Origin of the sequence: Aerococcus urinaehominis, from assembly GCF_001543245.1 — a bacterium.
GTDB classification, from domain to species: domain Bacteria; phylum Bacillota; class Bacilli; order Lactobacillales; family Aerococcaceae; genus Aerococcus; species Aerococcus urinaehominis.
Genome location: NZ_CP014163.1, coordinates 604,368 through 616,063, shown reverse-complemented (window position 1 = coordinate 616,063; position 11,696 = coordinate 604,368). Strand labels below are relative to the sequence as shown.

The following is an 11,696-nucleotide window of genomic DNA, read 5'->3' as shown; positions in this document are numbered from 1 at the left end:
AGCAGCTGGGTCTGAGCCGGGCTGCTTTTTATTTTGATGACTAGTGTCCTACTGGCTGAATCATTAGTCAGTTTGCTGCTAGTATATAGCTAGGTTTGGATTGCTAGATCTGAACTGGCTTTCAAAGTCAGTTAAAACAAAAGATAGCATAGAATGAGCATGAGATTTGCCCATGATAATAACCCAAGTAGCCCAACTATTATTTGCACCGCTAAGACTGACAAATAGCTGATTCTAAGAACTATATTCATTTGTACTTAAGGGGTATTTTTGATAAAATAAGTGCAATAGATTGCAATTTAAGGAGAGATATTATGTCAAAAGCATATAATGTAGCCATTGTCGGCGCGACTGGCGCAGTCGGCGAACAATTACGTGAATTATTAACAGATGTGAATTTTCAATTAGGCGAAATTCGTTTACTGGCTTCAGCCCGTTCTGCTGGCCGTAAGCTAAATGTGGGTGACCAGGAAATTGAGGTCCAAGAATTGACTCACGATTCATTTGATGGCATCGATATTGCTTTCTTCTCTGCTGGTGGTGACCGGACCAAAGAGTTTGGCCAATCAGCAATTGATGCTGGTGCTATTGTAGTTGATAACACTTCAGCCTTCCGTATGGATCCTGAGACGCCACTGGTAGTTCCTGAAGTTAACCCTGACCAATTGAAAAATAACAAGGGATTAATTGCTAACCCTAACTGCTCAACCATTCAAATGGTGGCTGCCCTTAAACCAATCTATGATAAATTTGGTATTTCCCGGGTAATTGCTTCAACTTATCAAGCGGTTTCTGGTGCTGGTCTGCATGCGATTGAAGAAATGCTTAACCAATACAAGGCTATTTTAGCAGGAGAAGAAATTGATGCGCCCCAATATCTGCCAGTTGGTGGGGATAAAAAGCATTATCAAATGGCATTTAACGTCCTGCCACAAATTGATAAGTTCCAAGACAACCACTATACCTTCGAAGAAATGAAGATGACCAATGAAACCAAGAAAATCTTGGGTGATGACCAGGTAGCCGTTTCAACAACTGCTGTTCGGGTGCCAGTTATCAAGGGCCATTCAGAGTCCGTTTATATCGAAGTTAAAGAAGATGGGGTTACCATCGAAGATATCATGGCAGTTCTAAAAGATGCGCCTGGCATTGTTTTAGAGGATGATATTGATAACCAAGTTTATCCACAACCAATCAAGGCGGCTTCTGAACGGGGCACTTTTGTTGGTCGGATTCGTCAAGACTTAGATTTTGAGCGTGGTTTCCACATGTGGATTGTTTCTGACAACCTATGGAAGGGTGCCGCCCTTAACTCTATTCAAATTGCTGAATCCTTGGTAGACCAAGGCTTGGTATAATATTTATTGATATTGAGGAACTAGCCAGCTATCTAACTGCCTCAGCGATTGCTGGCTAAGCTTTTATTCTAACTTTTGAGCGAATAAAAGAAGATTAATAGGAGGCTTTTATGAGTAATATAAAAATTGCCGCTTTAGGCGGTGTACATGAAAATGGTAAAAATATGTACCTGGTGGAGGTAGACGAGTCTATTTATATCCTAGACTGTGGCTTGGTTTATCCACCAGAAGAAATGCTGGGTATTGATGTCATGATTCCTGATTTCAACTATCTAGTTGAAAATAGTGATCGGATTGCGGGTGTTTTCCTGAGCCACGGCCACCCAGATGCTATCGGTGGGGTTCCCTATCTGATTCAAGAATTAGAGTTGCCAGTCTTTGGTACGGAACTTACAATCGAATTAGTTAAGTTACAAGCCCGCCAATTAGGCATAAAGAATTATAAAGATTTCCATGTAATCAACGTCAACAATGAGATTGATTTTGGTGATGTGGTGGTTAAATTCTTTAAAACAACGCACTCAGTGCCAGATTCAGTCGGCATCAATATTGAAACCAAAGAGGGGTCAATTGTTTATACCGGTGACTTTAAATTTGATATGTCGGTAGGGCCTAACTATGAGACTGACTTTTCTCGCATTACCCAAATGGGCGATGAGGGTGTTTATGCCCTCTTGTCAGACTCGCGTCAAGCGGCATCTCTCCATGATAATGCCTCTGAACGGGTCATTACGCATGGCATGCTGCAAGAAGTCCGTAATGCACCGGGCCGGGTCATTGTGGCTGCAGTTGCGACCAATTTAAACCGACTCCAACAAGTGTTTGATGTGGCCCTAGCTGGTAAACGTCATGTTTTCTTGTCTGGTGATGAATTAGAAGAAATTATTGATGTGGCCATCCGCTTAGATAAGGTGACGATCCCATCAGTTGAATTGATTAAACCGATTAAAGATATTGATAAATATGACGACAACCAGGTGCTAATTTTAGAAACTGGTAAATCAGGCGAGCCGCTACAATCTTTACAAAATATGGCCCGTAATCGTCACCGTCATGTGCATATCCAACCAGGGGATGCGGTGATGATCGCTACCTCACCATCAGTTGAATTTGAAACGATGGTAGCTGAAACGAAGAACTTAATCTATCGGGCTGGTGGCGAGGTGATTGAACTGGCTGAAGACTACAAGTCATCAGGCCATGCTTCGCCTAAAGACCTACAGCTGATGATGCGGTTACTCAAGCCCAAGTACTTTGTCCCAATTAATGGGGAGTATCGATTGATGGATGCCCACCGTATCCTGGCTGAAGAAGTAGGTATTCCCCGTGACCATATTTTCTTAATCGGCAAGGGTGATGTGCTTGAAAGCCACCAGGATGGTTTAGGCTTAGCAGGCAAAATTCAGGCCGGAAATGTTTTAATTGACGGTGCTGGTGTTGGAGATATCGGTAATATCGTGCTGCGTGACCGTAAATTACTCTCCGAGGATGGTATTTTTGTGGTTGTGCTAACCATTTCACGCCGGTTAGGTAAAATTTTGGCTGGTCCGGAAATTATCTCGCGTGGTTTTGTGTATATGAAGGCTTCTAATGACCTCCTCAATGAGTCCAAAAACCTAGTAACTGATATTGTCAACAAGCATTTGGACGACAAGAACTTTGAATGGTCTAAACTTAAAGGCGATATTCGCGATCAATTAAGTAAGAAGCTTTATGAGGATACCCAACGGCGCCCGATGATTTTACCAGTTATTATGGAAGCATCTAACTACCGCAAACGATCAAAATAGGAGGTCAGTATGCAAGGTTCTCGACGCTTAATGACTATCATTGAAGGCTTACTTTTTATCGCCCTAAGTTTTGGGGTGGAATTAGTATTTCCAGATTATTTAGGTGATGGCCACATCCAACTTTCAATTGGCATCATCTTTATCATATTTTATGCCTTTAGAAGGGGCTTTGTGCCAGCCTTGCTAGCTGGTATCGGTTTTGGCCTGCTAGCACCTCTCTCGTCTACTACTGATTGGTTCAATCAACCATTGGCCTACGCTGTCTTAGTGCTGGCCTGTGCTAGTTTAGGCTTAGCCGGCCTATTCGCCCGTAATTTGCAGCGCACCCTCCATAATAGTCGCTACTCTTCTGTTTATCTCAATTTGGTGACTGGGACCATATTGGCGACTGCAGCTTACTATGTGCTAGATTTTCTAAATCGCCAATTTATTTTGGGGCAAGAGGCTATCGGTTTAGCTGAATTAGCCAAGTATTCTGCCCTATCTTGGGCTTTAAATAGTGGCATTATTGTCATTATCTTGATTGTGATACTTAATACCACCTCTAAGTACTTTATCCCCCGCAACACACCTTTTATCTCAAGGAAAGAGCGGTCAAGGTTACTAAATGATTAGTGATGATAAGGGGTCTGGTCATTTAACCAGGCCCTTTTGTTTTAAGATAATTTGTTAGGAGGACTAATGGCACAATATATTTATATCGGCATCATGCTACTAGCTTTGGTCAACACTGCTGTGGCTATCTACACTGTTTTTAAGGAACCAAGGCAGATTTCAGCCATCTGGGCTTGGTTGATGGTGTTGATTTTATTACCAGGACTAGGCTTTATTATTTATTATTTCCTTGGTCGCCGCATCTCCAGTGAGCGTATTTTTCAATTAAAGAATACGGAAGCCTTGGGGATGATGGTGCATAAGGATCATTTCTTGGACGACCATGGTAACATGCGCAGCTTGTATAAGTACGAGGCTGGGGAGCGAGAATTGATAAAATTACTCTTCCAAAGCGATGCTTCTATCTTGACCGACCATAATGAAGTTGAAGTTATTACTGATGGCTATGAAAAATTTGACCGGCTCAAGGCTGATTTGCGTAAGGCCCAGCACCATATCCATATTCAATATTATATTTTTGAAGATGATGAGGTTGGTAAGGAAATTTTGCAGATTCTAGAAGAAAAAGCCCGAGCTGGAGTTGAGGTTCGAATGCTCTATGATGCCCTGGGATCCCGCAATTTACGCGAAAAAGATCTGCAAGACTTGCGTGATGCTGGTGGTAAAACGGCTAACTTCTTTGGGGCTAATAACTGGATTATTAACTTCCGCCTCAATTATCGTAACCACCGCAAGATTGTGGTGGTTGATGGTGAGGTGGGCTATATTGGTGGCTTTAACGTTGCCAAGGAATATATTGGCAAGGGACCACTAGGTAATTGGCGCGATACCCACTTGCGGGTAACAGGTAATGTTGTTCAAGCCCTGCAATCACGTTTTATTATTGATTGGTCGGCAACAATCAAAGAAGCCAGTTCTGATGAGTTGATTGCTCGCTACGAGCCTTATTTTAAAGAAGAGTCTGACCAAGGGGATACCCCGATGCAGATTGTCTCTTCGGGTCCTGACCAGACGGATGAACAAATAAAGATGGGCTATTTGAAAATGATTTCGATGGCAGAAAAGAATGTCTATATCCAATCCCCCTATTTTATTCCTGATGATTCGGTTTATGAGGCGATAAAAATGGCGGCCTTATCTGGTGTTAAGATCCATATTATGTTTCCGTGCCAGCCTGACCATCCTTTTGTCTACCGGGCTAGTGAATATTACCTTAAAGAACTATTAGATTACGGTGTCCATGTGTACACCTATGATGATGGTTTTCTCCACGCCAAGGTGACCACTGTTGATGATAAGGTGGCGTCAGTAGGAACTGCTAACTATGATATCCGGAGTTTCCGCTTGAATTTTGAGGTAAATGCCTTCATTTATGATGAAGCAGTTACTCAGGAATTAAATAGTCGCTTCCATAGAGACCTAGAAAAATCTAGCCAGCTTGACCATGATTATTTTGCCAATCAATCGAACTGGACCAAGTTTAAACAACATTTTTCCAGGTTGCTATCGCCGATACTATAAAAAAAGAGGCTGGGACAAAAGTCCCAGCCTCTTTAAAATTGGCGTATTAACTACTAAATCTTGGATGTTGTTGTCAGACCTGGCTTGCTAGTGAGGGCCTGGCTTATTGCTAAAGTAGCATAGTTCTAGCTAGACGACTATGCTTGGGGCCATTTAAAAGCTAAGATATGGTTAATATGGATTAGACGTGAGACGGAGCTACCGTCAACTTTAAAGGCCACCATTCCGCTCTTGCTAATATCACTTTCGACAAAGCCAAAGAGGATATCTTTAGTGTTCATATTCGCTAGTTGGCGACTGACTGTTATATAGAGGGGTTGCCTTTGCCTATGGGCCTTGGTCAATGCCCATGTGACCTGGTCAAGGGGCATCATTTGGCTAAGGGGATTAATTTGATGTAGACGATTAGGGGCTGGTTCAGGCTTGTCTAGGCGCTGAGGTTGGAAGAGTTGGCGTAGGTAGGATGGGGAAATTGGATTTTGCATGGTAGACCTCCTTGATTTATAAAAATAGAACATTTGTTCTGACAAATAGATTATAGCGAACGTTTGTTCTAAATGCAAGCTTATTATGAGATGTTTATTTAAACTAGTTAATTGTCTGACATTAATTGAAAATGTGAGGCCTACTTTCAATTTTTTTCAAATATGGTATGATAAAGTATAAAACAGAGAATGGAAAGGTGTTCAATGGAATCAAAAGGATTACTCGTTGTCCTTTCAGGCCCATCAGGTGTTGGTAAAGGGACTGTCAGGCAAGCATTATTTGAAAAAGACCATGACCGCGAACAGTTTTTCTATTCAGTATCAGCTACAACACGACAAGCTCGTGAAGGCGAGGTCCATGGCAAGGATTACTTCTTTGTTTCCAAAGAAGAATTTGAGCAAATGATTGAAAATGAGGAATTACTTGAATATGCCCAATATGTTGATAATTATTATGGCACGCCTTTAGCCTATATTGAAGAGATGACTTTAAAGGGTAAGGATGTCTTCCTTGAAATTGAAGTACAAGGCGCCTTACAAGTTAAACGGCGGATGCCGGATGGGGTATTTATTTTCCTCGCACCACCTAATATGGGGGAATTAGAATCGCGTATTGTCAACCGGGGAACAGATGCCCCAGAGGTGATTGAGCAGCGGATGACCAAGGCGCGTGAAGAGCTTCAATTGATGACCCAATACGATTATGTGGTTGAAAATGATGATGTTGATGCCGCTGTTGAGCGCATTCAAACCATTATTAAGGCCGAACATCTCAAGGTTGAGCGTTTTATGGATGATTTGGTAGGCAACTACTTACAATAATAAGGAGGACAACTATGATTATTTATCCCTCACTAGATAAATTATTAGAAAAAATTGATTCAAAATATTCTCTATGCGCAATATCAGCTAAACGCGCACATGAAATTCATGAAGAAGATAACGGCATGCTTGAAAGCTATAAGAGTCATACTGAAGTTGGTTACGCCTTAGAAGAAATTGCTTCCGATGACCTTGTGATTGATCCAGAATCATTGAGATAAATTTAATTGCTGCAGATTGGTGTTGGTGAAAGATATATTCACTAACACCTTTTATTTTTCTGTAAATATGGCAGTTAAATTGGTCTATACCCATAAATTTAGTACAATAGAGAGGAATATACTGGAAGGGAGGCTCGTTTTATGCCGATGATTGCGCAAGTCATTGTTGATGTTGCGACCATGCAAACTAACCAGAGCTATGATTACCTGGTTCCTGAAGATTATCAGGACCTGATTCAGGTGGGCATGCGCGTCCAGGTGCCTTTTGGGGTTCGGACGCTCCTGGCCTATGTCGTCGGCCTAAGTGACCAGACGGATTTTGCGGGCGACCTGAAAAGTATTATGGGCTTGCTGGACGAGCAACCGGTGCTGAATACCGAACTACTTGAACTGGGTCAGCAAATGGCCCAAGACCTATTTTGTTTCCAAGTTGATGTTTACCAGGCCATGCTACCCAGCTTATTGAAGGCAGATTACCACAAGGTTTTTGTCATGACTGAGCGACTAGCCTACCAGGACCAGCAAAAATATTTTGCCAATCAGTTAGAAATAGACTGGGACTTGGCAGAAGAAAGGGGCTACTTAAAGGATTTGCTCAGCTTGAGAAAGGCTGGTTTAGTTAATCTTGACTATCGGTTAAAAGATCGCAAGCAAGTAAAAAAAGAGGAGTGGGTTCAAGCTCTCTTAGATTACGAAGAGCTCGCGGAGGCCCGGTCTAGTTTGTCAAAAAATGCCCACAAGCAGATTGCTTTGGTTGAGCTGTTGATGGCTCATGAGGGTCAGCGACTAGCAGTTAAAGCATTACGGCAAAAATATCAAATTCAGCGTCCGACAATTAAGGCACTGGCCGAAAAAGGCTGGTTAGAAATATTAGAGCTAACAGTTAACCGTGATCCTTACCAAGACCAGGATTTCTCTCCTAGCCAGGCCCGGCCTTTGCAAGACCAGCAAGCGCGGGCCTTTAGTCAGGTGAGCCAGGCCATGGCTGACCAGGCTGACCAGGTCTTTTTACTGCAAGGAGTGACTGGGTCGGGCAAGACAGAGGTGTATCTCCAGCTTATTCAGCAAGCCCTAGACCAAGGTGAAACAGCTATGCTATTGGTGCCGGAAATTGCCTTGACCCCGCAGATGGTCAACCAGCTCAAGGGTCGTTTTGGTCAGGCGGTGGCCGTGATGCATTCACAATTATCCCAGGGTGAGCAGTTTGATGAGTGGCGTAAACTAAGAGCCGGGCAAGCAAAAATTGTTGTTGGTGCTCGGTCTTCGGTTTTTGCACCTCTGGATAAGCTTGGCATTATTATTATTGATGAGGAGCATGAGACGACCTATAAGCAAAATGATAATCCCCGTTACCATGCCCGCGAAGTGGCTAAGTGGCGGGGCCATTACCACCACTGCCCGGTCCTTTTGGGGTCAGCGACGCCATCACTGGAGTCCCGGGCGCGGGCCCAAAACAAGGTTTACCATTTGTTAGAAATGCCAGACCGGGCCAACCACCAGGCCTTGCCTCAAGTTGAACTTGTGGATATGCGTGAAGAATTTAAGCACAAAAACTACTATCAGTTCTCTCGTCGCCTCCGTGATGAGATTATTGCCCGGGTTGACCGGGGTGACCAGGTGGCACTGATGCTTAACCGACGCGGTTTTGCCAATTATATGATGTGCCGAGATTGTGGCTATGTTTTTCAATGTCCTAATTGTGATGTTTCCCTGACCTATCATTACCATGGTCAACATTTGAAATGTCATTATTGTGGCCATGAAGAAAATAAGCCCCAGCGCTGTCCTAACTGCCAGGCTACCCATATCAGATCTTTTGGATCAGGGACGGAGAAGGTTGAGGAAGAGATTAAAGAATTGTTTCCCAATTATCGGGTCGTTAGGATGGACAATGATACTACCCGTAAGAAGGGGAGCCACCAGCGGCTATTAGACCAGGTGGCTTCAGGACAGGCTGATATTTTACTAGGCACGCAGATGATTGCTAAAGGATTAGATTTTCCTAATATTACCCTGGTTGGGGTAATTAATGCAGATACATCCCTTTATTTACCAGATTTTAGGGCTTCCGAGCGTACCTTCCAGCTCCTTACCCAGGTAGCTGGCCGGGCTGGGCGCGGGGATAAGGCCGGTCAGGTTCTGATTCAGACCTTTAATCCGGACCATTATGCCATCCAGTTAGCCCAAGACCATGACTACACTAGTTTTTATCAAAGGGAGATGGCCTTTCGTAAGATTAACCACTATTCCCCTTACTATTACAGCACCCGGTTGACCGTTTCTCATTTTGATGAACGGGAAGCGTTGAAGGCGATCAACCTAATCAGTCAAATGTTAACCAAGAACCAAAATCCTGAAACGATTATCCTGGGTCCAAGCCAGTCGGCGATTAGCCGGGTTAAAAATCGCTATTATTTTCAAATTATTTATCAGTATCGTCAGCCTGACCAGGCCAGAGATCAATTAGCTAGCTTACGCGATTTAGCCCAGGAATGGGCTAAGAAGCAAATATACCTAGCCATTGATGTGGAGCCCTTGAGTTTTATGTAGGAGGAAATGTAATATGAAGAAAATTGTCTTTATGGGCACGCCAGCCTTTTCTGTACCAATTTTACAGGCCTTAGTAGCTAGTCCGGATTATCAAGTGGTTGCCGTAGTGACCCAGCCGGATAGACCAGTTGGCCGCAAACGTAAATTACAAGCTAGTCCTGTCAAGGAAGCGGCCTTAGCCCATGATATTCCCCTCTACCAGCCAGAAAAAATCGGCCAGGACCAAGAACTAGCTGAGCTTTTAGCCAGTGACTGTGATTTGATTGTGACAGCGGCCTTTGGACAATTCTTACCTGAGCGTCTGCTTAAGCTGCCTAAGTACGGAGCTGTTAATGTTCATGCCAGCTTGCTACCTAAATACCGGGGTGGTGCCCCTGTTCATTACGCGATTTGGCAGGGTGAAACAGAAACAGGTGTGACGATTATGCGGATGGTAAAAGCCATGGATGCAGGGGCTATTTTAAGCCAGGCTGCTATTCCCATCGAAGACCAGGATACTGTGGCCAGCATGTTTGATAAACTATCAATTGTTGGTCGTGACCTCTTAATGACGACCCTGCCTGATTTGTTTGCTGGTAAGATTCAGGAAGTGCCCCAAGACGAAGCCCTGGCTAGCTATTCGCCTAATATTAGCCGGGACCAAGAGCGGGTGGACTGGCAGCAATCGGCCCAGGAGATTCATAACCAGATCCGCGCCTTTAATTCCTGGCCAGTGGCCCATACCATGTTAGCTGGCGAACGCTGGAAGCTGTGGGCTAGCCAAGTCACTGACCAAGACAGCCAAGCGCAGCCAGGCACCATTGTTGAGATTAATAAAAAGCCAGCCCGTTTTTATGTGGCAACAGGTGATGGAAGCGTATTGGCCTTAACGGAAATTCAACCGGCTGGCAAGAAAAAGATGGATATTGCTAGCTTTATCAATGGTGGCGCTGGCCAATTACAGGAGGGTGACCGATTTGACCCAATCGATTAGGGAATCAGCCCGTTATTTGGCCATGGTTGACCTGGTTGCTATCAACCAAGGAGCATTTTCTGACCAGGTGGTCAACCAGCGTTTAAAGGGCCATCATTTTTCCGATCCTGACCGCCGGCTCTATACCCGCCTAGTTTATGGCACCACCCAATACCGGCTCCCTTTGACAGCTATTTTTAAGGACCTAGTCGCTAAGCCCAAGGGTGTTAAATCTTGGCTCAAGCAATTGATTTTGATGAGCCTTTACCAGTTTTACTATATGGACCAGGTGCCTGACCATGCAGTTGTTGATGAGGCGGTTAAAATCACCAAAAAACGTGGTAACTACCAATTATCTCGTTTTACCAATGGTGTCTTGCGTAATGCCCGTCGCCAGTATCCCGACCTGGCTAGTTTTCTAGCTAGCCAAGCCCAGGATTGGCTGACCCAGTCGCAATTGAAATACTCTATCCCTGCTACTTGGGTCACTTATTTTGAAAGGCGATTTGGCCGGGACCAGGCAGAATTAGTGATGGCCAGTTTTAACCAGGATAGTCACTTGACAATCCGGGTTAACCAGCACGATTGGCCCCAGGAAACCAGTATTATCAAGGACTTAACCGACCAAGGCCTAGAGCTTGAGGCCAGCCCCTTGACGGCCCACTGTTACCGGATTGGCCGTGGTAATGTCAGCCAAACCCCAGCTTTTCTCGCTGGACAAATCACCATCCAGGATGAATCAGCCGCCCTAGCAGTTGAAGTGATGGCCCCCCAAGCCGGTGAACGGGTCTTGGATTTGTGTGCTGCCCCTGGTGGTAAGACAGTTCAGATGGCTGAGCGAGTCGGATCAGATGGGCAAGTGATGGCTCAAGATATTGCTAGTGACAAATTAGCCTTGATTGTTGAAAATCTAAAGCGCATGGGGGTCGCTGACCAGGTTGCCCTTAGCCAGGGAGATGCGCGTCAAGCCAGTCACAAATATCCAGCTGAGTCTTTCGACCGTATCTTAGTGGATGCGCCTTGCTCTGGTATTGGGCTTTTTAGACGTAAGCCGGATACCAAATACCGCAAGGAATTGGCAGACCTCTCTAGTCTCCAAGATATCCAGCTAGAGATTCTCCAGGAAGCAGTTAAATTATTGAAAAAAGATGGTATTTTAACCTACAGTACCTGTACAATTACAGCAGAAGAAAACCAGCAGGTGGTTGAGCGTATCTTAGACCAGGTCGACCAGCTACAGCCCCAGCCCCTGCCTGGCGAGCTGATGAATGACCAGGTCAAGCGTGCCCTGACTAGCAGTAGCAGCCTGGAAATTTTGCCGCATTATGTATCAAGTGACGGATTTTTTATTGCCAATTTTATCAAGAAATAGATGTAAAGGG

General features: G+C 44.4%; 10 protein-coding genes. 9 read left to right on the top strand and 1 reads right to left on the bottom strand.

Annotated features, from left to right (window positions below):
• Positions 1–314 precede the first annotated feature (314 nt).
• The 4 genes from AWM75_RS02765 to cls all read left to right on the top strand — a co-directional run bounded on the left by AWM75_RS02765 (position 315) and on the right by cls (position 5,284).
• Positions 315–1,358: an aspartate-semialdehyde dehydrogenase gene (locus AWM75_RS02765; protein WP_067977951.1), complete on the top strand. Its 1,044-nt coding sequence runs from the start codon at positions 315–317 to the stop codon at positions 1,356–1,358.
• Positions 1,359–1,468: 110 nt separating this feature from the next.
• On the top strand, positions 1,469–3,148 hold the full coding sequence (locus AWM75_RS02760; protein WP_067977949.1) for a ribonuclease J: 1,680 nt from the start codon (positions 1,469–1,471) through the stop codon (positions 3,146–3,148).
• Positions 3,149–3,157: 9 nt separating this feature from the next.
• Entirely contained in the window at positions 3,158–3,763 is a 606-nt protein-coding gene (locus tag AWM75_RS02755) for an energy-coupled thiamine transporter ThiT (protein ID WP_067977946.1), read from the top strand.
• 66 nt (positions 3,764–3,829) lie between these two features.
• A complete protein-coding gene (gene cls / locus AWM75_RS02750; protein ID WP_067977944.1) occupies positions 3,830–5,284 on the top strand; it encodes a cardiolipin synthase in 1,455 nt (484 codons plus the stop codon).
• A 137-nt stretch (positions 5,285–5,421) separates the two neighbouring features.
• Here the strand turns inward: cls and AWM75_RS02745 are convergent, their stop codons facing one another.
• Positions 5,422–5,769, bottom strand: a complete 348-nt coding sequence (locus AWM75_RS02745) for a hypothetical protein (RefSeq protein WP_067977939.1) — start codon at positions 5,767–5,769, stop codon at positions 5,422–5,424.
• Between the two features lie 204 nt (positions 5,770–5,973).
• On the opposite strand from AWM75_RS02745, the gene gmk reads away from it, so the two are divergent.
• The 5 genes from gmk to rsmB all read left to right on the top strand — a co-directional run bounded on the left by gmk (position 5,974) and on the right by rsmB (position 11,686).
• A complete protein-coding gene (gene gmk, locus AWM75_RS02740; RefSeq protein WP_067977937.1) occupies positions 5,974–6,591 on the top strand; it encodes a guanylate kinase in 618 nt (205 codons plus the stop codon).
• A 14-nt stretch (positions 6,592–6,605) separates the two neighbouring features.
• Positions 6,606–6,812 carry a DNA-directed RNA polymerase subunit omega gene (gene rpoZ, locus AWM75_RS02735; RefSeq protein ID WP_067977935.1) on the top strand — a complete coding sequence of 69 codons (207 nt, stop codon included), beginning with the start codon at positions 6,606–6,608 and terminating at the stop codon, positions 6,810–6,812.
• Between the two features lie 141 nt (positions 6,813–6,953).
• Positions 6,954–9,362: a primosomal protein N' gene (gene priA / locus AWM75_RS02730; RefSeq protein ID WP_067977933.1), complete on the top strand. Its 2,409-nt coding sequence runs from the start codon at positions 6,954–6,956 to the stop codon at positions 9,360–9,362.
• Positions 9,363–9,375: 13 nt separating this feature from the next.
• Entirely contained in the window at positions 9,376–10,335 is a 960-nt protein-coding gene (gene fmt / locus AWM75_RS02725) for a methionyl-tRNA formyltransferase (RefSeq protein ID WP_067977930.1), read from the top strand.
• A complete protein-coding gene (rsmB, locus tag AWM75_RS02720) occupies positions 10,319–11,686 on the top strand; it encodes a 16S rRNA (cytosine(967)-C(5))-methyltransferase RsmB (protein ID WP_067977928.1) in 1,368 nt (455 codons plus the stop codon). Before fmt ends, rsmB begins: the two co-directional genes overlap by 17 nt.
• Positions 11,687–11,696 lie beyond the last annotated feature (10 nt).